The organism is Pseudomonas sp. 313, assembly GCF_000316965.1.
GTDB lineage: Bacteria > Pseudomonadota > Gammaproteobacteria > Pseudomonadales > Pseudomonadaceae > Chryseomonas > Chryseomonas benzopyrenica.
Genome location: NZ_ANBZ01000079.1, coordinates 452,847 through 475,377 on the forward strand (window position 1 = coordinate 452,847; position 22,531 = coordinate 475,377).

General features: G+C 64.0%; 18 protein-coding genes. 12 read left to right on the forward strand and 6 right to left on the reverse strand.

Annotation, left to right across the window (positions count from 1 at the left end; translation table 11 throughout):
• Positions 1–78: 78 nt before the first annotated feature.
• Both prmB and C722_RS0120255 read left to right on the forward strand, forming a co-directional pair.
• On the forward strand, positions 79–993 hold the full coding sequence (prmB, locus tag C722_RS0120250) for a 50S ribosomal protein L3 N(5)-glutamine methyltransferase (RefSeq protein WP_017642268.1): 915 nt from the start codon (positions 79–81) through the stop codon (positions 991–993).
• Between the two features lie 50 nt (positions 994–1,043).
• Entirely contained in the window at positions 1,044–2,363 is a 1,320-nt protein-coding gene (locus C722_RS0120255) for a DEAD/DEAH box helicase (RefSeq protein ID WP_017642269.1), read from the forward strand.
• 372 nt (positions 2,364–2,735) lie between these two features.
• Here C722_RS0120255 and C722_RS0120260 read toward each other — a convergent pair whose 3' ends face one another.
• Entirely contained in the window at positions 2,736–4,232 is a 1,497-nt protein-coding gene (locus tag C722_RS0120260) for an MFS transporter (protein WP_017642270.1), read from the reverse strand.
• 431 nt (positions 4,233–4,663) lie between these two features.
• Between C722_RS0120260 and C722_RS26480 the strand changes: the two genes are divergently transcribed.
• The 8 genes from C722_RS26480 to C722_RS0120300 all read left to right on the forward strand — a co-directional run bounded on the left by C722_RS26480 (position 4,664) and on the right by C722_RS0120300 (position 10,099).
• Entirely contained in the window at positions 4,664–4,822 is a 159-nt protein-coding gene (locus C722_RS26480) for a hypothetical protein (protein ID WP_017642271.1), read from the forward strand.
• 91 nt (positions 4,823–4,913) lie between these two features.
• The gene (locus tag C722_RS0120270; protein ID WP_017642272.1) at positions 4,914–6,167 is read left to right on the forward strand and encodes a cupin domain-containing protein; all 1,254 of its coding nucleotides are present in this window, start codon (positions 4,914–4,916) and stop codon (positions 6,165–6,167) included.
• 21 nt (positions 6,168–6,188) lie between these two features.
• Entirely contained in the window at positions 6,189–7,040 is an 852-nt protein-coding gene (locus tag C722_RS0120275) for a DUF3865 domain-containing protein (RefSeq protein ID WP_017642273.1), read from the forward strand.
• Positions 7,041–7,044: 4 nt separating this feature from the next.
• A complete protein-coding gene (locus tag C722_RS0120280) occupies positions 7,045–7,431 on the forward strand; it encodes a GFA family protein (protein ID WP_017642274.1) in 387 nt (128 codons plus the stop codon).
• 40 nt (positions 7,432–7,471) lie between these two features.
• On the forward strand, positions 7,472–7,978 hold the full coding sequence (locus C722_RS0120285) for an amino acid--tRNA ligase-related protein (RefSeq protein WP_017642275.1): 507 nt from the start codon (positions 7,472–7,474) through the stop codon (positions 7,976–7,978).
• Positions 7,975–8,364, forward strand: coding sequence for an amino acid--tRNA ligase-related protein (locus C722_RS0120290; RefSeq protein ID WP_017642276.1), 390 nt, complete (start codon positions 7,975–7,977; stop codon positions 8,362–8,364). Before C722_RS0120285 ends, C722_RS0120290 begins: the two co-directional genes overlap by 4 nt.
• Before the next feature lie 21 nt (positions 8,365–8,385).
• Entirely contained in the window at positions 8,386–9,042 is a 657-nt protein-coding gene (locus C722_RS25190; RefSeq protein WP_017642277.1) for a LysE family translocator, read from the forward strand.
• A gap of 19 nt (positions 9,043–9,061) precedes the next feature.
• Positions 9,062–10,099: an extracellular solute-binding protein gene (locus tag C722_RS0120300; RefSeq protein ID WP_017642278.1), complete on the forward strand. Its 1,038-nt coding sequence runs from the start codon at positions 9,062–9,064 to the stop codon at positions 10,097–10,099.
• Between the two features lie 540 nt (positions 10,100–10,639).
• Here the strand turns inward: C722_RS0120300 and C722_RS25500 are convergent.
• The 5 genes from C722_RS25500 to C722_RS0120335 form a co-directional block, all read right to left on the reverse strand.
• The gene (locus C722_RS25500) at positions 10,640–10,861 is read right to left on the reverse strand and encodes a hypothetical protein (protein ID WP_026083987.1); all 222 of its coding nucleotides are present in this window, start codon (positions 10,859–10,861) and stop codon (positions 10,640–10,642) included.
• A gap of 588 nt (positions 10,862–11,449) precedes the next feature.
• The gene (locus C722_RS0120320) at positions 11,450–13,282 is read right to left on the reverse strand and encodes a bifunctional diguanylate cyclase/phosphodiesterase (protein WP_017642280.1); all 1,833 of its coding nucleotides are present in this window, start codon (positions 13,280–13,282) and stop codon (positions 11,450–11,452) included.
• Positions 13,283–13,396: 114 nt separating this feature from the next.
• Positions 13,397–14,359: an L-histidine N(alpha)-methyltransferase gene (egtD, locus tag C722_RS0120325; protein WP_017642281.1), complete on the reverse strand. Its 963-nt coding sequence runs from the start codon at positions 14,357–14,359 to the stop codon at positions 13,397–13,399.
• Between the two features lie 3 nt (positions 14,360–14,362).
• Positions 14,363–15,646, reverse strand: coding sequence for an ergothioneine biosynthesis protein EgtB (gene egtB, locus C722_RS0120330; RefSeq protein WP_017642282.1), 1,284 nt, complete (start codon positions 15,644–15,646; stop codon positions 14,363–14,365).
• Positions 15,647–15,744: 98 nt separating this feature from the next.
• The gene (locus C722_RS0120335; protein ID WP_017642283.1) at positions 15,745–16,971 is read right to left on the reverse strand and encodes a carbohydrate porin; all 1,227 of its coding nucleotides are present in this window, start codon (positions 16,969–16,971) and stop codon (positions 15,745–15,747) included.
• A gap of 206 nt (positions 16,972–17,177) precedes the next feature.
• On the opposite strand from C722_RS0120335, the gene C722_RS25200 reads away from it, so the two are divergent.
• Together C722_RS25200 and C722_RS25205 are read left to right on the forward strand one after the other, a co-directional pair.
• A complete protein-coding gene (locus tag C722_RS25200; RefSeq protein ID WP_017642284.1) occupies positions 17,178–18,122 on the forward strand; it encodes an NAD(P)-dependent oxidoreductase in 945 nt (314 codons plus the stop codon).
• Between the two features lie 53 nt (positions 18,123–18,175).
• Positions 18,176–22,519, forward strand: a complete 4,344-nt coding sequence (locus C722_RS25205; RefSeq protein WP_017642285.1) for a DEAD/DEAH box helicase — start codon at positions 18,176–18,178, stop codon at positions 22,517–22,519.
• Positions 22,520–22,531: the final 12 nt, after the last annotated feature.

Sequence of the window (22,531 nt, forward strand, 5' to 3'; positions counted from 1 at the left end):
AGAAGGGCCCGGACGTTAAGTTCCTGCAGCCGGACCGGGCGCGGGTTAGAATGCGCGGCTGATCATCCGGAGCCTTTCATGAGCGAATCCCGCCTGCGCACCTTGCGCGACCACATCCGCTGGGCCGTCAGCCGCTTCCATGCCGAAGAACTGTTCTTCGGCCATGGCCATGACAACGCCTGGGACGAGGCCCGTGCCCTGGTGCTGGGCGCCGTGCACCTGCCCTGGGACACCGCCGACCGCTACCTGGACTGCGCCCTGGAAGACGACGAGCGCTACGCACTCGGGGTGCTGCTGCACAAGCGCATCCAGGAGCGGGTGCCGACCGCCTATCTGCTTGGCGAGGCCTGGTTCTGCGGTTTGCCGTTCACCGTCGACGAGCGGGTGCTGGTGCCGCGCTCGCCCATCGGCGAGCTGATCGACGGCCAGTTCTCCCCCTGGCTACCGGCCACGCCGGCGCGCATCCTTGATCTCTGCACCGGCTCGGGCTGCATCGGCATCGCCTGTGCCTATGCCTTTCCCGAGGCCGAAGTTGCCCTGGGCGATCTGTCCTACGACGCCCTCGAAGTGGCCTGGCAGAACATCGAGCGCCACGGCCTGGAAGATCGCGTCTATACCGTGCAGGGCGATGGCTTCGCCGGTCTGCCGGGGCAGCGCTTCGACCTGATCGTCAGCAATCCGCCCTACGTGGACGCCGAGGACTTCGCCGACATGCCGGCCGAATACCAGCACGAACCGGCGCTGGGCCTGGCCTGTGGCGAGGACGGCCTGGATCTGGTGCGGCGGATGCTGGCCGAGGCCGCCGATCACCTCACCGAGCAGGGCATCCTCATCGTGGAGGTGGGCAACAGCCAGGTCCACGTCGAGGCGCTCTATCCAGAAGTCGATTTCACCTGGCTCGAATTCGAGCGTGGCGGCCATGGCGTCTTCCTGCTCGCCGCCGCCCAATGCCGCGAGCACCAGGCGCTGTTCCACAGCCGTCTGGTCCCCTGATCATCCGCGGTCGCCCGCGGCGGCCGCCCTTTCTTTACCGAGGTCTACCCGTGTTTACCGAACTCGCTCTGCACGAGCGCCTGCTCAAGGCCCTCGATACCCTGGGCTTCAAGACGCCCACCCCGGTCCAGGCCGCTGCCGTGGGCCCGGCCCTGGAAGGCCATGACCTGCGCGTCACCGCCCGGACCGGCAGCGGCAAGACCGCCGCCTTCCTGTTGCCGCTGCTGGATCGCCTGCTCAAGGATCCCAAGCCCCGCTCCGGCGCTCGCGCCCTGATTCTGCTGCCGACCCGCGAGTTGGCCCAGCAGACCGCCAAGGAAATCGAACGCTTCGGCCAGTTCACCTTTCTCAAGGCCGGCCTGGTGATCGGTGGCGAGGACTTCCGCGTCCAGGCCGCCGGCCTGCGCAAGAACCCGGAGATCCTGGTGGCCACCCCGGGGCGGCTGCTGGAGCAGCGCAACGCCGGCAACGTGGATCTCAAGGACATCGAGATGCTGGTGCTGGACGAAGCCGACCGCATGCTCGACATGGGCTTCTCCGAGGACGTGTTGCAGATCGCCGCGAGCTGCGAGCGCGAGGGTCGTCAGACCCTGCTGTTCTCCGCCACCAGCGGTGGCAACAGCCTGCGTCAGGTGGTCGAGCAGGTCCTGCGCGAGCCGCAGAACCTCATGCTGGACCGTACCGGCGAACTCAACGAAGCCGTGGTGCAGCAGGTGATCCTGGCCGACGAGCCGCCGCACAAGGAGCGCCTGCTGCAGTGGCTGCTGGCCAACGAGACCTATCGCAAGGCCATCGTCTTCACCAACACCAAGGTGCAGGCCGATCGCCTGACCGGCCGCCTGGTGGCCGAAGGTCTCAAGGTCTTCGTCCTGCACGGCGACAAGGACACCAAGGATCGCAAGCTGGCCGTGGAGCGCCTGCAGAGTGGCGCGGTCAAGGTGCTGATCGCCACAGACGTGGCCGCCCGTGGCCTGGACGTCGAAGGCCTCGACCTGGTGATCAACTACGACCTGCCGCGCAGTGGTGACGAATACGTCCACCGTATCGGCCGTACCGGTCGCGCGGGCGAGGCGGGCACGGCGATCTCCTTCGTCACCCATGGCGACTGGAATCTGATGTCCAGCATCGAGCGCTATCTCAAGCTGAGATTCGAGCGCCGTCACCTGCCGGGTCTCAAGGCCAGCTACAACGGTCCGAAAAAGCTCAAGGCGTCCGGCAAGGCGGCGGGCGTCAAGAAGAAAAAGACCGAGGGCAAGAAGGACGGCAAGGCCAAGACCAAGGCCAAAGCCAAGTCCGAGCGTCGCCCCGGTGCCCTGGTGCCGACCTCGGCCGACGGCTTCGCGCCGCCGCGCAAGCGCACCCAGGAGTGATCCCGCGCTGAGCCGGTTCAAAGTCTGCTGCGCGTCGGCCAAACGGTGTTGAAAACAGCCTGGGTCGCCAGCCCCGCCTAGGCGGCCCCGTCGCAATGCTTCTTTACCACGTAAACCCGAGCGCGGGTCTGATCCGCTTTTTCAGCTACTTTCGTAAGGCCGTCTAGGCCTGCTTTGGCTCTAACTCGCTATGCTTTGCACAGGCTCTAAGAAGCATGAACTGCCTTGGGAACTCCGGAGGCTCTTTGGTGTGAGTCATGCCGCTTGGGCCGACGCTGATAGTGGATTGCTTCGGCTTCTGCCGGCGGCCCATGCTCATCCGCTTACTGCTCCCTAACCTTGTGATCGTTTGGATTTGATTCTCAACAAACCCTAATGCCTGCACCCTTTTAGCATGAGGAAGACGAATACCCCGAGGCTTCCCATCATGGCCGAGCAGGTCATCAGCAACACGCTATGCGTTGTCGAAAAGGCCTCGCTGGCAGCCTTAATCAATGCCCCACTCTGAGGCGCTATCAGACCCTGGGCTACGATATAGCTGTCGCCGATTGATCGCATCGCACGGTCAGCCAAAGGCTGAGCAAGGTCCACCGGCAGCTCAAGCATATGGGCGAACACTACGGACATAAACATACCGAAAAAAGTGATTCCCAGCGCTGTCCCCAGCTCATAGGCAGTAGCTTCCAATGATCCCGCTGCTGCACCTTTGCTGGCTTCTACCGAACCCAGGATTGCAATAGAGGCAGTTGTCAGCCCTATACTAAGTGTGAGGCCCAGCAAGGCCAGTATTGCAGGTACCAAGAAACCCGGTTGGTGTAGGTCAGCCGAGGCCATTAAGGCCATGGTCATCGCGCACAGCCACAAGGAAGCACTGGCCACCCAGCGCAGGCTGCCGAGTCTGATAAGATAGCCGGCCAATGGCCCACCCAAGGCCGCAGCAGCCATGATCGGAATCATGAAGGTGGCGGCCTGCAGCGGCGTTTTTCCCAGCATGTACTGAAGTTCCTGTGCAAGCGTAAGCTCCACGCCGGTTAGCGTGCCGCACGTCACCATCGCCATGGCAATCCCGGCCACGATTGCAGGCTGGTTGAACAGCGACAGCTCCAGCATGGGCGTGGTCGAATGCAATTGCAGCCGCACGAAGATACTCAGCAGAGCGACTCCTAGCAGCGCGATCGGCACAGCCAGGGCCAGAGGTTGAGTAGCGCCGAATGCGGCCTTTACCCCGTAAATCAACGCCAGCATTCCTGCGATCAAGAGCAATGCCTGGCCAGGTGCCCAATCGGAAGGAGTGGTCTGCTGGTCTCGGTCAAGTAGCAGCAACACCAGGGGCGCAACTACCAGCATGATCGGGACATTGACCAGAAAGACCGCTCCCCACCAGAAGTACTCCAGCAGCGCGCCACCAATCAGCGGCCCAAGTGCTGCACCAGCGGCAGCGACCATACTCCACAAACCCAGCGCCGTAGCACGCTCTTGCTCATCTTCGAACGTGCGGCGAATGATGCCCAGCACGCATGGCATGATCATCGCGCCACCAAAAGCCAGAAGCACGCGGGCAGCGATGAGCCAGGTAGTGGTCGAAGCCAGGGCTGCCAACAGCGATGCAACTCCGAACACTACCAAGCCGATCAGGAGCAGACGACGGTTGCCTAGTCGATCGGCTAGCGTTCCCATGGGCACCAGCAGACCTGCCATCAGCAATGGATAGATGTCCATTATCCACAGGACTTCGGCGGCAGAAGCCCCCAGCGCCAGGGTCAGGGTGGGCATGGCTACAGTAAGTATGGTCATGTCCAGAACCACGGGTAGGAAAGCGAGCATGATCGCGACAAGGGCAAGCCAGTGACGGGGATTGGCTACATGCATAGCTCCTTTCCTTTCGAAGCCCTAAACCGGCAGCGTTACGTACCTATGACAATGCCACTCTTTACCTTACGAAAAAGATTCCAACACCGTAACGCACACAGTAACAAAACGGTCATCTGGATTGCTCTTCAGATGTCACATGTCACGTTAGCCAATCACATTTGGCTCCCTCGTTTTACACGATTTTTTTAATTTCCATCAAACTGTTAGGCCAATTCATACAACTCGAAACATTTTCCGATTTGGAAAATCCTCTGCGGAAGGTAATTGTTTTCTTGCGCCGAAGAAAAGGCTTCCAGGCGTGTTTCAACCCATCGTCTGCACGGGCGGACACACAACTTTGCTCAGATCATTGCAGCGATTCATGATGATTGTGTGGCTGTGCGTGCGGGCAAATCTTTTTGCCAATCATTTTAGAAGGAAAATGCAACATGAACTTCGAAATGGACATGCTGAAAGCAGGTGAGCGCCCTGATGCCCTGAAGACGGGCGTGCGACCGGATGCCCTCAAGGCCGGGGTTCGCCCGGACGCCATGAAGGCGGGTGTACGGCCCGACGCGATGAAGGCAGGCGTGCGACCTGACGCCTGAGTGCGGTAAGCGCCGGCCGCTGCGAGTTGCAGCGGCCGGTCATTTCAACGGCGAGTAGCGTTGCTTTCGATTAGCGAAGGAACTTCTCGATATGTTTGAAGCAAAATTATGGGACGATTTTGATCAAAAGACCGCAGGGGGGCGAGCACCCTACTTATTCGAGTCCATTCTGCCGATACATAAAGGTTTTTCCGGCCCTGAAGTAGTTGAACAAGCATTTTATGATCTGGCCGAGCAATCTGATAGGAAAACTACCGATAGCCGTATTCGTATTTATGATGGTGAACAGCGTCGGGATGACCTCATTGAGCAGGCCTACCGTCAACTACGCCTCAATGGCGAAACGCTGGTCGCATTTATGCAGCGCCTTACTGCAAGGACGCGGTTCAGTCTGGTAATCAACAATCTCGAACAGATCAGCCCTCGCCTGGCAGCAGCCTTTGGTCGCTTCATTCGCTCATTTTTCGCGTTTCGCGGCATGCCCGTGGGTGGCGTGGAGCAAGCAGCGTTTTGCGGCAATTATGCGGGCACTGCATTCGGTATACACGAAGGCTTCGAGCACGCGTTTCTTTGCCATCTGGGCCCCGGCGTGAAGGAATTTTACTGCTGGACTCGCGATGAATACATTGCCCTAGCCGGCGGCCGGGCGCCCACCTTCGCTGGTGCCAGCGCATACGACGCCTTACTCAAGACCGGCAAACTGTTCTTGCTCAAGCCTGGGGACGTGCTGTACCTGCCGGCGTCGGTTTATCACATCGGACGCCAGGACGAGTATTCAGTATCGGTGGCCCTGCCATTCTACACCTATCCACTGACGCGCTTTCTTTCACGTCGGGTGATCCCGGAGCTCAGTGAGCAGAGTCTGGCATTCGACCAGGAAGGTATCTCCGACCTGCTTCCTTTCGGTAATCGCAATCCGCTGCTGGTGCCGCTCGGGCAGTTGCTGGACGACAACTTGCGGCGCTGGAGCGACGGTGCGCTACACGAGTACCTCGGTTACCACTGGCACCGACTGATCAGCAACGGCGGCTGGGAGCTGCCACGGCGTATCTCGGCCAAAGTCTGCGAGGAAGGCCCGTTGCAGGAGCCGTTGCCCATCCAGATAGGCCAGCGCATCCGCCTGCGTGAACCCTTGCACGTCAGCCACCAGGCAGCTCTAGGCTGCTCTGCTGCTCAACGGCGTGTGTTTGCCGGAGCACGCAGTGTGGTCATTGATGACCCGCACGCCAGACAGGTCGCCTGGCTGGAGCAACTGAACAGCTATGACTCTGTGCCGGTGGAAACTGAGCAACAGCGTGAAGCCTGCCGGGCGCTCTCGCGTACCGGTAGTCTCGAACTGGTTTGAACTGGTGAAGGAGCGTCGAACATGTACAGAAATTTCCCCAGTCTCGTCGACGAGGCACTGGCTCAGGCAACGCATACGCGCCAGATCTTCGAACAGGCAATCAGCGAAGGCCGGGCGGTCATTTCCGGTGAGCGGCTGATCATCGAACACCTCGATCCATTGATCGAGGCTCTTTACCAACAGATCTGGCAACGCGTCGATCCTGCCGCCCTGACCGCCGAACAGGCGCGTCTGTACATTGGCGAGCTGTCAGTGTTCGCCCGTTACAACTCGACCCTGTTGCTGCGTGCGGCCGATACCGTGCGCGGCTTCTGTCCCGAGCTGGCACAGGAACTGACGCGCAACTATCTCGAGGAAGGGGGTGAGCGCGGCAAGCTACCCGCTCACTACGTGGTCTTCAGCGGCGCGCTGATTGCCGACCTCGGCTTCAGAGTCAATGGTTGGATGCCCAGGGCCGCGTCCACCCGCAGCTTAGTGTCAATGATCGATGTACTGGCCTGGTCCCATTGCCCTTCCACCATCCTCGGCATGTACTACGCCACCGAAGCAGTGGCGATCGCCGAAACCCGTCTGCTGCAAGCGATCACCGACCGCCTCGGCGTGGTACTGGGGCGTGGCCAGGGTGCCGATCTGCCCAGGTTGCACGACTATTACCGCATGCATCTGGACGAGGAACACGAGGCTGCCACTGGCAAAGTGGCGGTCGAGCAAGGGCACCAGGATGGCATTGCTCGTTTCATTCGCCAGGCCCAGTTGTTCGGCTTCCTGCAGCCGCAAGTCATCGACGGTTTCCTGCAGATGCTCACCCCGTTCGTCGATCAATGGGTAGAACTGAGTACGCTGATCGACGCCGCGCGTGACGGCAAGGACTAGTCCCATGAAAGTCACTGTTCATACCGGTGGTTGCCTGTGCGGCCGCATTCGGTTCAGCGCCAAGGGCGAACCGCGATTTCCGCATACCTGCTCGTGCAGCATGTGCCAACGCCACTCGGGTAGTCTCACCCTGTGCTGGGTGGAGTTTGACAAGGCCGACGTCGAATGGACCGGGGAAGGTGGCATGCCGGCGCTGTACCGCTCTTCGGAGCAATCCAGCCGTGCGTTCTGCCCTACCTGCGGCAGCAGTCTCGGCGCCATTGACGACGCGCCCACTGTCGGCCTGCTGCTGGGCTGTTTCGACGCTAAGGGCGACAAGGCACTGCGCCCGACGTCCCATTCATTCACTTCGTCCCGGCCTCGCTGGTGGAAGATCAACCCGCAACCCTGAGTCGACCGCGACCGGTCAAGATACTCGCCAAGGAGTGTGCATGGCCCCCGACATACATCCCGTGATCTACAAGGCTCGGATGCTGCAGCGTATTCGCAGGTTGCTCGACAGCGAAGGCTACCTGGAGATCATGACGCCGATTCTACGCCGCTACCCCGGCGATGCAGATCGTCCTCGCCTGCAACTGAGCGACGGCCGGTGGCTGCGCGAGTCCTCGGCCTTCGCTCTGCGTTGCAACCTGCAGCACGCACCGGCGATCTACGAACTGGCAGCCTGTTTCAGGCCAGACGAGCTCGATAGCACCCACCTACCCGAATTCACCATGCTCGATCTCTATCGTCAGGAGGCCAGCCTGGGCGAAATGCTCGAACTAGCCTGTCGACTGGTCCGCACCTTCTACAAAGGCCAGATCGAGACCTTGTCGTTCGCCGGCCACCTGTTCGAAGACCTAGGCATAGACCTGTTCAGCGATCCCGGCGCTAGTGAGGCCCTGGTGCGCAAGTTTCGCCAAATGTATAACAAGCCGGACATCTCCCCCTGTGGTTGATTGATCGCTACATCACCGAGCAGATCGAGCCGCTATCGCGGGGACGCTGCATGGTGGTAACCGACTTCCCGCTGTTGCCGGAAGTGCGCGCCCGGCGTCGGGACGGCCAGGGTGCCATCGTTGAGCGTTTCGAGATCCTCATCGATTGCGTGGAAGTGGTCCACGGCTACACCGACGAAGACGATCCGGAACGCTTCGAGGCCCAAGCTCGCCATCTCGCCAGTTTCGGTCCTGAGGACGCGATCATGTGCGACTTGATGCGTGACGGCAGCGTTCCACCACGCAGCGCGGGCTTCGGCATCGGCATTGAGCGCCTGTGCCGCATGGCACTGGGCCTGGACAGTGTCGAACCGTTGCGCACATCACTGCCCTTCACCGCGCCCTGAGCCCCTCTGCGAGGACTTCACATGCCGACACTCGATCACGTGCTGCCCTTGGCGCTGCTTGCCTCACTGATCCTCGTAGTGCCTGGGCCTACTAATACCTTGTTGTTCTCCGCTGGGGTGCAACTCGGCTTGTGGCGGGCCTTGCCGCTGGTAGGTGCAGAGGCGGCAGGCTACGCCCTATCGATCCTGGCCTGGGGCAGCTTGCTGCTGGCCTACGGAGCAGACCGGCCCTGGCTTCTCATTGCCATGAAATGGCTGTGCGCGGGCTACCTGCTATGGCTGGCTACCCGCCTATGGCGCAGTAGCGTATCTCGCCTGGTCTCCAATCAGCAGTGCGCTGGCGGGCTGGAGGTGTTTCTTGCAACCTTGCTCAACCCCAAAGCGTTTCTGTTCGCCAGCAGCGCATTTCCATTGACAGCATTCCAGTCACTGCCGCAGTTCGTCTGGTTCATGGGTGTTTTCCTGCTGGTGCTGATTCCAATCGGCAGTCTGTGGACCTGCCTGGGCCACCTCCTAACCCTGCGCCGAGCCTGGTCAAGGTATACCGGCAGATTCCTGCGCTGCGCCTCAGTCCTGCTGATGCTGTTCTCAGCATCAATTGCCTATTCGGCGCTGGAAGGGCAAGACACTCACCCCAAGCAGGTTGCGATGGGACGTGTCCTACTACCGCTGGCCTAACTCGGCAAGGAGACATCTGATGAGCTGGAAACCGGTGACCAGCCTCCTGGTCGGTCTGAGCGGCTTTTTGTTGAGCACGGCGGTCAGCTCCGCTGGTACCCTAACCCTGTACAACTGGGAGAGTTACACCAGCCCCGAACTGCTGGCTAGCTTCGAGCAGGCCTATGACATCAAGGTCCGGCTGATCGAGTACCGCACCAGCGAAGCGGCTTTATCCGAGATTAGAGATGGCAGAGTTCAGGCCGATCTTGCCGTGGTCGCCAGCAACTTTCTGCCTGCCTGGCGCGAAGCGAAGCTGCTACGTCCAAGTGGCGCCATCGACCTGGCCAACTACCGATATGTACAGAAGGCGTGGACCAATCCGCCCTTCGATCCAGAACGCATGTATTCAGTCCCTTGGGCATGGGGCGTAGTAGGGGTGACAGTGCACGCCGACCGTTATGAAGGCGACATCAATACCTGGTCGGTGGTGCTGGATCCACCCGAAGCGCTGAAGGGCACCATCAACATCGGTGCCGACCCAAACGAGGTGATCTACGCCGCGGTACGCATGCACGGCGGGCGTATGTGCGATGCAGAGCCGGCGTTGATGTCCAAAGTACGGACAACCTTACTCAAGGCACGCCCGACGTGGAAGGCTATGGACTATGGCAGCGTGGAAATGATGGCCAGTGGGCACTTCCAGGCAAGCATCGACTGGAATGGAGCCGCCTTGCGCCAGCGCCTGGCCAACCCACATGTTCACTTCGGACTACCGCGTGAAGGCACTCAAGTGTTCAGCGACAGTCTGGTTCTGCTGGCCGAGGCTCGGAACGTGGAAAATGCCAGGCTGTTCATGAACTTCATACTATCCCCGCGCAACGCTGCGCTGAATTCGAGTTTCCACGGCTATGACACCGGAATTGAAGGTGCCGACATGTTCCTTTCAGAGGAACTTAGAAGCGCGCCGGAACTGAATATTCCTAAAGCAGTGCTGGACAGTGCCGAGTACACAGTGGCTTGCCCACCAGAGGTGCAGGAGCTTTATGCCAAGGTATGGGATGAACTGAAGCACTAGCACTGGCCAGCAGACACTGTGCAGTGAGCTTTGTGTGGCGCCAGCTCGCATTCGCTCGAAGCCGACTTGGTCAAGGTTTTTCATGAAGTAACGCTTGTCATTTCATTGCAGCAATAGGGCTTTAAAAGGCATCCCCTTCAAGGTCTTTTTAGCCGCGCCTTGCTCGAGTACGCGAGCGGTGGACGCATGAGCGCGAGCAACGGAGCTGTCGACGTAGCTTTTGCCCTGCGGCCTTGGGTTTCGTTTGGACGTGGCCGACTGCTTGGGGTTCGCTTGTCCAGCAGCAAGTGCTCGACGAGTTGGCCGGGGGCGTCGTCTGCGCGCGATTGATTCTGCGGCGCTAGCAGGCGCAGCATTGGCCCGTAGTCGGCGGCGATGTCCACGGCTATGTGGTAGGTGGACACGTCCAGCTCCGGATGACTGTGGCGACGCGCATGCTTGATGAGCTGTTTGAGTAGGGCTAGCACGTTGTAGGCCAACACTGCCACAGTGAAGCCCTTCAAGGCGGCACGTGGATGGCCCAGCATCTTCATATCGCTGTTAAGCACCGACTCTAGGCGCCCGAACAGGCCTTCGATGCGCCGTCGCTTGCGGTACAGTGCCGCGGAGGGTGGCCGCTTCGATCTCATGGGGCATGTTGCTCCATAGCACGAAGGTCTTATCGCCGGACTCGGTGGGCGTGTGCAGCGTGATCTCGATGCGGCGCCAGTGCCGCAGGGCGCCTTTAGGGAGCTCGGCCTGTTCGATGAACTGCTCGCGCATGTGCCCGGTCCAAGTGTCGATCTGCTCGTTCCATGGGGCAGTGGGTCGCGGCTTGGGGCGGCGCGCACGCTCGCGCACGATGCAGCCTGCTCCTCGTTCGGTCAGTCCTTAAACGATGGCCTGGGTGCTGAAGTGCCGGTCGCCGATCCACACCTGCTTGTCCTGGGCCTTCGCAAGGAGCAGGGCCGGGGCGCTTGCTCTCATAGGCGTCTTCGCACGCCACGATGTCGCGCACCAGCGCACTGTCCGCGTCGTAGATCACTAGCGCGTGCCCCGGCAGTGCCGCACCACGAAAGCCGCATAACGGCGCCAGCCGTTTCTCGCTGGCCTGAAGGTAACTGCCGGCTGCCGTCGAGCTACCGCAGTTGCCAGCCCCGGCAGGTTCTGCCGCCCATGAAGACCGTGTACTAACAGGCAAGGCTCGGTCCAACGCCTGGTGCGCCATCACCGCACCAAGGGCTTGCTATTCGAATCTCTCAACGACTTCTTTCCAGATGAGGTTGCGCTCCTAAGTTCCACGAACATCCCGTGATAGGGGCAGTTAAGATCATCAAGGATGGAAAAACTTGAAATGGATGGTTCTGAGGGTTAGCTCTTGGCCGCGCCATCGAACAGCTGGAATACCGGGGCCCGGCGCGCCGGGCGCTGCAGGTCGGGTTGCTGCACCAGCAGCCAGGCCTGCAATTCCGGTTCCGCCATGGGCTTGCCGATCCAGAAGCCCTGGCCTTCGTCACAGCCCATCGCCAGCAGGCTGGCCAAAGCCTCGGCGGTCTCGATGCCCTCGGCGGTGATGCGAAAGCCCAGCTGATGGGACAGTTCGATCAGCGAGCTGACGATCAGCCGATCCTTGGTGCGATGGGTCAGCTCGCGGACGAAGCTGCGGTCGATCTTGATGGTGTCGGCCGGCAACTCGCGCAGGTGCGAGAGATTGTTGTAGCCGGTGCCGAAGTCGTCGATGGCGATGCCGATGCCCAGCTCGCGTAGCGCCGCCAATTGCCGATGGATCAGGGCCACATCGCCCAGCAGGGCATTCTCGGTGACCTCCAGTTCCAGGCGCCGGGGATTGACCGGATAGCGCTGCAGCAGGTCGGTGGTGTGCTCGGTGAAGTCCGGATCGTTCAGATCATGGGCCGAGATGTTGATCGCCACCCCCAGCCCTCTTCCTTCGCGTTGCCAGGCATAGGCCTGGCCGATGGCTTGCTGCATCACCCAACGACTCAGGGCGGTGATCAGCGCGGTCTTTTCCGCCAGCGGAATGAATTCCGCCGGACCGATCGGGCCCAGGTGCGGATGCTGCCAGCGCAGCAGCGCCTCGACGCTATGACAGCGACCTGTGGCCAGGTCGATACGCGGCTGGTAGACCAGGCTGAGTTGGTCGTCGGCGCGCAGCGCCTGGGGCAGGGCGCTGAGCAGGGCGAAGGCGCGGCGGTAGGCGGCGTCGTGCTGCGGATCGAAATGCCGGCAGCCGCGCATCTCGGCGCGGGCATCGTCGGCGGTGGCGATCAGGGCGCGCAGCCAGTCGGTGGGATGATCGTCGGTCAGGGACATCACCCCCAGGCCCAGGCGGGTCTGGATGGGAATGCCATTGTAGTCGAGCACCCCGGTCAACTCCTGCTGCAGGCGTTCGAGCAGCCCCTGTTGCGCGGCTTCGTCGGTATCATGCAAGAGAAAGCCGAAGCGTGCCGGCCCCAGGCGATACAGCGGTTGTTCAGCCGGCAGCAGGCGGCGCAGGTGTTGCTTGATGGCGCGTTGCAGGCCATCGAAATGGGCCTGGCCCATGGCCTTGATGAAGTCGTTGAGATAGCTCTGGGCGAACAGGTCGGCCGCCACGGCCACCACCGGGGTGCCGGCGCGGATCAGGCCTTCGGCGTCTTCGATGAAACGCTGGCCATTGGGCAACTGGGTGACCGGATCCCAGAAAGCCTCGGTACGCAGCAGTTCGATGTGCTGGCTGGCGAGGGCTGCCAGCTGCTGCAGGCCCAGCAGCCGGTCTTGCGACAGGGCGGCCCGCGGCGCCGAATCGAACAGGCACAGACTGCCGAGCATCAGCCCCTCGGCCGTACGCAGCGGTGCGCCCAGATAGTAGCGGATATTGGGCTCGCCCTTTACTACCCTCAGGCCAGCGAAGCGCACGTCGTGGCGAGCGTCTTCCACCTGCAGCGGCAGAGCGGTCTCCTGCAGATGCTGGCAGAACGACTGCGAACGCGGCACGGTGAAGGGCTCACAGCCCACCGTGGCCCGGCAATGAACCTGCTGGCCGTCAAGAAAGCAGATCATGGCGTAAGGGACATCGAACAGCCGTGCGCAGAGGGCGGTGAGGTCCTGAAAGGCACGGTCGGAAGGACGGTCGATCAAGGCGAGATCGCGCAGCAGTGCAAGACGCTGGCGTTCATTGGCCGCAGTGAGTGGAGCAGGCTCCATAGCAACGTCTCGATGCGCTGTAGTAGCAGATTGCTACTTAGAGCGTGATCGGGTCGAGAGTTCCCTCACCACCCGCCTCACACTCTGCCAGTCGTCATTTATCTGTCGAAAGGCTCAGGCCGCGAAGTAGAAGACTGCAAACAGCGCCTGGGGGTCGGTCCACACCCGTACCTGTCTGAAACCGGCGTCTTCGGCCAGCACGCGAAAACTCTCCAGGCTGTACTTGTAGGAATTCTCGGTATGCAGGCGTTCGCCTTCATGGAAGGCGAAGCGGCGGCCTTCGAGACGTACGGTCTGGTCGCGGGTGCTGACCAGGTGCATCTCGATGCGTGCCTGTTCTTCGTTGAAGAAGGCCAGGTGCCGGAAGCGCTGCGGATCCAGATCGGTATCCAGCTCGCGGCGGATGCGTTCGAGCAGGTTGAGATTGAAGGCGGCGGTCACCCCGGCGGCATCGTTGTAGGCTGCATCCAGCCGCGCCCGATCCTTGATCAGGTCGACCCCGATCAGCAGGCCACCGGTCGCTGGCAGCATCCGGTGCAGATTGCGCAGGAAGACGCTGGCCTCCTCGGGTGTGAAATTGCCGATGCTCGAACCCGGAAAAAAGGCGATGGGCCGCAGGCCGTCGAGACTGTCGGGCAGGGTCATGGGTCGGCTGAAGTCGGCGCAGGCGGCGCTGACGTCCAGCCAGGGATAGTCGGCCGCCAGGCGCTGGGTGCTGCTGAGCAGGAATTCCCGGGAGATGTCGATGCCCAGGTAGCCGGCCGGGTGCATGGCTTCCAGCAGCAGGCGTACCTTGCGACTGGCGCCGCTGCCCAGTTCGACCAGGGCGGCATCACGGCCGGCCAGGCGGGCGATCTCGGCTGCAGCCTTGGCGAGGATGGCTTCTTCGGTGCAGGTGGGGTAGTACTCGGGCTGGCGGGTGATGGCCTCGAACAACTCGGAGCCGCGCTGATCGTAGAAGTACTTGGGCGACAGCGCCTTGGGGGTCTGGGCAAAGCCCTGGAGCACGTCGTCCCGCAGCGAGCTGTCGGCGACGGTCACCGGTTGCTGATCGAAGAAGCGCACCGCTAGAGCCATGGGTCAGACCTCTCTGGCCAGGCGCAGACCGGAGAACTGCCAGCGCATGGTGGGATAGAAGAAGTTGCGATAGGTGGCGCGCACATGGTCCTGGGGCGTGGCACAACAGCCACCGCGCAGGACCATCTGCCCGGACATGAACTTGCCGTTGTACTCGCCCAGACTGCCCGGCAGCGGCTTGAAACCGGGGTAGGGACGGAAGGCGCTGCCGGTCCACTCCCAGACATCGCCGAACAGCTGGCGCATGCCCTGACCTTCGCCGGCGACCGGTTGCAGGTGATCTTGCTCGACGAAGTTGCCCTGGATCGGCTGGCGCCCCGCCACGGTTTCCCATTCCGCCTCGGTGGGCAGCCGGGCGCCGGCCCAGCTGGCGTAGGCGTCGGCTTCATAGAAGCTCAGGTGACAGACCGGTGCCGCCGGATCCACCGGGGTCAGGCCGCCCAGGGTGAAGTGATGCCAGACGCCATCGAGCTTCTGCCAGTACAGCGGCGCCTGCCAGCCGAGGCTGCGGATGGCGGCGGCGCCGTCGGACAGCCAGAGATCGCTGCGGCCGTAGCCGTTGTCCTCGATGAAGGCCAGGTATTCGCCATTGGTGACCAGGCGGTCGGCCAGCTGGAAGTCGTCGACGAATTGCCGATGGACCGGGGTCTCGCAGTCGAAGGCGAAGCCTTCGCCACCATGGCCGACGTGACGGACGCCGCCTGGATGGCTTTCCCAGCCCAGGGGCGCCACCGGAGCTGCGGCGCCCTTGACCAGGTCGGCGCGATAGACCGGATGCAACGGGTTCTGCGCCAGGATGTGCTTGATGTCCATGAGCAGCAATTCCTGGTGCTGCTGCTCGTGGTGCAGGCCCAGCTCCAGGCGTCGGGCGATCTCGGCGGCGTGCTCGGCGGGCGGCGCGCTGAGCAGCTCGGCCATGGCTGCATCCACCGCCGCCCGGAAACGATAGACGTCGTCCACGCCGGGCCGTGACAGGTGCCCGCGGGCCGCCCGCGGAAAGGGCTTGCCGTGGGTCTCGTAATAGGAGTTGAACAGGTAGTCGTAGGCCGGATCGGGCGTCTGGTAACCCTTGAGGAAGGGCTTGAGGATGAAGGCCTCGAAGAACCAGGTGACGTGGGCCAGGTGCCATTTCGGCGGACTGACGTCGGCCATGCTCTGGATGACGTAATCCTCGACGGCGAGCGGGGCGCAGAGCGCCTCGCTGGCGGCCCGGACCCGCCGAAAGCGCTCCAGCGGGGTGGCGGCGGCAAGGCTCGCGGCGGGCAGTGTGCGGGCGAGAGGATTCATGGCAGTTTCCCTGATCGGTCTTCCTGTGGTCAGGAAACCGACCGGGCGGCCTACGTTTAGTTCGCCCGGTTATGACGGGCGGTCTCGCTCGCTGCCGTCTACCACCAGGTTTCCAGCTGCACACCGAAGTTGTTGCCGTGGCGGGCATCGCCGAAGGCGCCGCTGTCGGACAGCGCCGTGCCGGCCACCGCAGCGTCCTGGGCGCCGTGGTTCCAGCTGGCGTAGGTCCAGTAGAGGCGGATCTCCGGGCGGTCCATCAGCCCCATGCCGCCCAGCGCCAGCGTCGGCGCCACGGTGACCTTGTTCAGCTTGCGGGTGGCCCCGCTGTCGGGGTGGATCTGGTCGTGGCCGAATTCCACCTGCAGCTTGAACAGCCGGGTGAAGGCGTAACTGGGCCGCACCCCGAAGGAATACCAGGTCTGGCCACCATCGCCCGGCGCCCGGTCGCGCTGGTAGAGCGCCAGCAACTGGCCGCCGAAGCGCGGGGTGAGCTGCCAGCGCGGCGATTCGAGCACGCGGAGGCTTTCGTAATCCTGGTCGGCGGTCAGGCTGCCGGTGGCGCCTAGTCCGGTGCCCGGGCCGCGACCGTACTGCACGGTGAAGACATTGACCCCGCCGAAGAACTGCGCCTGCTTGTGCTCGGCGGTAGCCGACCAGCCGCTGTGGGCGTTCTGCACCTGGCCGGCGCGCTGGATATAGGACAGCCCCAGTTCGATCTCGCCGCCGGGATTGGTCTTGATGCCGCCGAGGTTGAGGTCATGGCGGTTGGCCTTGTCCGGCTGGTCGATGTTGTCCTCGCGACTGAAGGCATAGCTCAGCCGCATACCGCTGTCGCCCAGGCCATAGTCCTCCACGCCGAAGCCGGTACCGCTCGGATTCCAGTAGTAGAAGTCGTTGATATGGATGTCGTGACGCTTGTAGTAGCGGCGGCCGGCCCAGAGACCGCCACCATTGAGTGCCGGCAGGCTGAGGCTGGTCCAGATCTGCGGCAGGCGCACGTTGCCATTGTCGCCGCTGAAGGTCGGCGTCTGGTCGTAGACGTTGTAGAGGCTGGCCATGCCGTGCACCTTGAGTTCGGTGCCGTCGACGCCCTTGTACAGCGTCTGGTGCAATTCGAGTTCCCAGTAGGTCTCGCATTCGTTACCCAGGCGGTACTTGGCCGGTGCGCCGGGCAGTTGGAAGCAGCTCTGCTTGCCACCTTCCGCAGAGCCGCCGACACCTACCCGGCCGTAGCCACTGAATTCCAGTGCCGCGGCGCTCTGCGGCAGACCGGCCAGCAAGGCAAGGCAGGACGCGGTACCGACCTGGCGGAGAACTCTACTCATCCCAAAAATCCCTGTGTGGTTGGCGGACGCCGATCGGACCTGGCATCAGGTCCACAAGTTGCGTGAAAACCCAAGCCATTCAAGGGTTTGGGTCGGTTCCACCGCCACGGTGAAGGGGGGCGCAAGCGGCGGCCTAAAGAGAATGGTTGACGACCATGCCCTCCGCTGGCGACGCTGGGTTTTTTAGCCAAGGAAAGTATTACAAGATGAAACCGACGCTGCTGATGGCCCCGCAATTGCCCCAGGGTCTGGTAACCCAGCTAGAAGCTCATTACCGGGTACTCGGGCCCTTTTCGCCGAACGATCCTACGGCGCTGCCCGTCGGTGCCGAGGAGGCGGTTGCGCTGCTGACCATTGGTGGCCTGCCGACCCGTGCCGCCCTGCTGGACGCTCTGCCGGCGCTGCGCCTGGTGGCGTGCTACGGCACCGGCTACGAAGGCGTGGAGCTGGCCGCCTGTCGCGAGCGCGGCATCGCGGTGACCACCGCCGGCGATGCCAATGCCACCGCCGTGGCGGAATTCACCTTTGGCCTGATCCTGGCCAGCGCGCGTTGCCTGTTGCAGGGCGATGCCTTCGTCCGCAGCGGCCGCTGGCAGGGCAACGCCGTCGAGCGCATGCCCCAGGTGCCGGGCCTGGCCGGGCGGCGACTGGGCATCTATGGCCTGGGCGAGATCGGTCGGCGCATCGCCCGGCGTGGCGAGGCTTTCGACATGGAGATCGGCTACTTCAATCGCTCGCCCCGTGCGGAACTGGACTACCTCTACCACGGCAGCCTATTGGAGCTGGCGCGCTGGAGCGATGTCCTGGTGGTGGCGGTGCGCGCCAGCGCCGAGACCGTGGGCGCGGTGGATACCGAGGTCTTGGTCGCACTCGGCGCCGACGGCCACCTGGTCAATATCTCTCGTGGCAGCGTGGTCGACGAAGAGGCCCTGGCCGACGCTCTGGAGCAGGGGGTAATCGCCGGCGCGGCGCTGGATGTCTTCGCCCGCGAACCCGAGGTGCCCGAGCGCCTGCGTCAGCAGCCCAACCTGGTGCTTAGCCCCCATGTCGCGGCCAACGCCGCCTCGGCCCAACAGGCGCAGCAACAGGTGATGCTGGCCAACCTCGAAGCCATGTTGCAGAGAGGCGAATTGCGCAATCGCATCGCGTGAGCCGCCGGTCGGCTTGGGTTGTGGCCCCCGGTGGCCACTCCCATATTGAGCGCATGACCTCGAACTCGCCTGCCGCCGTCCTGGCGGACTTTCACGACGCGCCGCGCAGCTGGTTCACGACGCGCTTTCCCGCCCCGACCGAGGCGCAACGGCAGGCCTGGCCGGCCATTCGCGCCGGGGCCTCGGTACTGGTGGCGGCCCCTACCGGTTCGGGCAAGACCCTGACCGCCTTCTTTGCCGTGCTGGATGGCCTGGTGCAGGAGGCATTGCAGGAGGGTGGCCTGCCCGAGGCCTGCCTCTGGCTCTATGTGTCGCCGCTCAAGGCCCTGTCCAACGACATCCGCCTCAATCTCGAAGACCCCCTGGCTGGCATCAGCGCGGCGCTGGAGGCGCAAAACCTACCGCCCCTGGCGTTACGCACGGCGGTGCGCACCGGAGACACGCCACAAAAGGAGCGGGCGGCCATGCGCCGGCGGCCACCGCATCTGTTGGTCACCACCCCAGAATCCCTTTATGTGCTGCTCGGTTCGGACTCCGGGCGACGAATGCTGGCCAGCGTGCGTGGCGTCATCGTCGACGAGATCCATGCCATCGCCGATGGCAAGCGCGGCAGTCACCTGACTCTGAGTCTGGCGCGACTGGAGGCCCTCACCGGGCGTTCGCTGCAACGCATCGGTCTGTCCGCCACCCAGAAGCCGCTGGCCGCGGTGGCTGCCTTTCTGGTCGGCCGCGATGCCCAGGGGCAGGCCCGGCCCTGTACGGTGATCGACATCGGCCACCAGCGTGCTCGCGATCTGGCCCTGGAGGTGTCGCCCATTCCCCTGGAGGCAATGCTCTCCACCCAGGCCTGGGAGCTGGTCTACGACCGCCTGGCCGAGCTGGCCGAGGCACACCGCACCACCCTGGTGTTCGTCAACACCCGCCGCCTGGCCGAGCGCATGGCGCGCCAGCTCTCGGACCGCCTCGGCAACGCCCAGGTCGCCGCCCACCACGGCAGCCTGGCCAAGGAACAGCGACTGGACGCCGAACAGCGCCTCAAGCGCGGCGAATTGCGCCTGCTGCTGGCGACCGCCTCCCTGGAGCTGGGCATCGACATCGGCGATGTCGATCTGGTCTGCCAGATCGGCTCGCCAGGCTCCATCGCCGCCTTTCTGCAACGGGTCGGGCGGGCCAACCACCAGGTCGGCGGCCTACCCAAGGGCCGGCTGTTTCCCACCTCGCGGGACGACCTGGTCGAGTGCGTGGCGCTGCTCGACTGCGTGCGCCGTGGTGAGCTGGATACCCTGCACATCCCCGTGGCGCCGCTGGATGTCCTGGCGCAGCAGCTGGTGGCCGAGGTGGCCTGCCAGGAGTGGTCCGAAGCCGGCCTGCTGGCCGTGCTGCGCCAGGCCGAGCCCTATGCCGGGCTGAGCGAAGCCGACTACCGAGCCGTGGTGGAGATGCTCAGCCAGGGCTATACGGATCGCCGCGGTCCGCGGGCGGCCTACGTCCATCGGGATGCGGTCAATGGACTCCTGCGCGGCCGCCGGGGCGGCAAGGCGACTGCGGTGATGAGCGGCGGCACCATCCCGGAGAGCGGCGACTTCAGTGTGCTGCTCGAACCCCAGGGCCATACCGTCGGCAGCGTCAACGAGGATTTCGCCTTCGAAAGCCTGGTGGGCGACGTCTTCCAGCTGGGCAACACCGCCTACCGCATCGTCAAGATCGAAGGCAGCAAGGTGCGGGTGGAGGATGCCAAGGGGCAGCCGCCCAACATCCCTTTCTGGCACGGCGAGGCGCCGGGGCGCAGCGATGAATTGTCTGCAGGCCTGGCGCGGCTGCGGGCGGAGCTCGAACCGCTGCTGCCCGGCACCGACGAGCCGCCGGAACCGGCCATCGCCCGCATCGGCGCGGCCTATGAGCTGGAGGAGGGTGCCGCCCGCCAGTTGGTGGACTATCTGGGTCGTGCCCGGCAGGCGCTGGGTGCGCTACCGACGCAGCAGACGCTAGTGATGGAGCGCTTCTTCGACCAGGCCGGCGGGATGCAGCTGATCATCCATGCGCCCTTCGGCAGCCGCATTAACCGCGCCTGGGGCCTGGCCCTGCGCAAGAGATTCTGCCGCAACTTCAATGTGGAGCTGCAGGCGGCGGCCACGGAGAATGCCCTGATCCTCTCCCTGGCGACGAGCCACAGCTTCGTCCTCGACGAGGTCTGGCGCTACCTGCATCCGGCCACCGCCGAGACCGTGCTGATCCAGGCCCTGCTCGATGCGCCACTGTTCGCCGTGCGCTGGCGCTGGAATGCCACCACGGCCCTGGCCCTGCCGCGCTTCAGCGCCGGGCGCAAGGTGGCGACCCAGGTGCAGCGCATGCGCAGCGAAGACCTCCTGGCCACGGTCTTTCCCGATCAGGTCGCCTGCCTGGAGAATCTCGCCGGCGAGCGCCAGGTACCTGATCACCCGCTGGTCCGCCAGACCCTCGACGACTGCCTCCACGAGTCCCTCGACAGCCGTGACTGGCTGGCGCTGCTGGCGCGCATCGCCTCTGGCCAGCTGACCCTGCTCACCCGCGACCTGCCCGGGCCGTCACCACTGGCCGCCGAGGTGCTCACGGCCAAGCCCTATGCTTATCTGGACGATGCCCCGGTCGAGGAGCGGCGGACGCTCGCGGTGCAGAATCGCCGCTTCGGCGGCGCCGAGCCCGACGAGTTGGGCGCCCTGGATCCCGCCGCGATCGCTCTAGTGCGCGAAGAAGCCTGGCCACGGCTGGAAAGTGCCGACGACCTGCATGAAGCCCTGTTGGGCGTCGGCTTTCTCACCGAGGCCGAGTTGGCACCGCACCAGACCCAGGCCCGCCAGCTGGTCAAAGCCGGCCGAGCCGGGCGGCTGCGGCTGCCGGAGCTCACCCTGTGGATCGCGGCCGAGCGCCTGCCGTTCTTTCAGGTGCTATTTCCCGATACCCCCACGGAGCCGCTGCTCAGTCCTCCGCCCGGATTCAAGGCGCCGGTGGATCCTGAGGGGGCGCTGGTGGAACTCCTGCGCGCGCGCCTGACCGCCCTCGGTCCGGTGGACCAGCACCAGCTGGCCGCCAGCCTCGGGCTCCTGCCGGCGCGTCTCACGCCGGCCCTGCTGGCCCTGCAGGGCGAAGGCTATGTGCTGCAGGGGCGCTTCACCGAGGCAGGCAGCGCCGTGGAGTGGTGCGAGCGCCATCTCCTGGCGCGGATCCATCGCTATACCCTGGGGCGACTGCGCAAGGCCATCGAGCCGGTGCCCCTGGCCGACTACCTGAGATTCTTGTTGGAGCACCACCATCTGACCGGTCCGGCGACCCTGAGAGGTAACGAGGGCCTTGAGCAGGTCATCGGCCTGCTGGAGGGCTTCGAGGTCGCCGCCGCCGGCTGGGAAGGGGAGGTCCTGCCCAGTCGTCTACCGGATTACCAGTTTACCCACCTCGATGATCTCTGCCGCGCTGGTCGGGTCGTCTGGCTGCGCCTGCCGCAACCCGGACGCGGTGGCGGCGGCCCGGTCAAGGGGTCACCCATCGTCCTGCTGCCCCGGCGCCACCTGGCCGATTGGAACAGCCTCACCGCGCGCCCGTTGGCCGAGGCCCTGTCGCCCAAGGGGCAGCGGGTGCTGGAGGTGCTCACGCGTCGCGGTGCCTCCTTCTTCGATGAGCTGCTCGGCGAGGCGCGCCTGTTGCGCAGCGAGCTGGAAACGGCCCTGGGTGAGCTGGTTGGTGTGGGTGCGATCAACGCCGATAGCTTCGCCGGTCTGCGCGCCCTGTTGCTACCGGCAGCCAAGCGCGGCAGCCGCACCGGTCTGCGCCGCGGGCGAATGCCTCTTTATGGCGGCATGGACGACGCCGGGCGCTGGGCGGCCTTGCGACTAGCCGAGGCCCCTACCGAGGAGCGGTTGCCGGATGCCCTGCTGGAGCGGCTGGTCGGGCTGTTGCTGCGCCGCTATGGCGTGCTCTGCTGGCAACTGCTGCAGCGTGAGAGCGAGGTGTTGCCCCCCTGGCGCGATCTCTTGCGCGCCTGCCATCGTCTGGAGGCCCGTGGCGAGATCCGGGGTGGTCGCTTCATCGCCGGCTTGTCCGGCGAGCAGTTCGCCGATCCGGCCGCCATCGCACCCTTGCGGGAATGGCGCCAGCGGCCGCCGGAGGATCTGTGGGTATGCGTGTCGGCGCTGGATCCGCTCAATCTGGTCGGCACCTTGCTGCCGGGCGCCAAGGTGCCTGCCGTGGCCGGCAATCGCCTGCTCTATCGCGATGGCGTACCCATCGCCACCCGGGTAGGGGCGAAGATCAATTGGCTGGTCGAGCTGGAGGCCGGGGAACAGGTGCGGGCGCGGCAGGCCCTGCAGCAACTGGGGCGGGAACGTCCCCAGGTGGGGCTTGGGCGCAGTCTATTGCGGCAGTAGCGGACAGCTGTG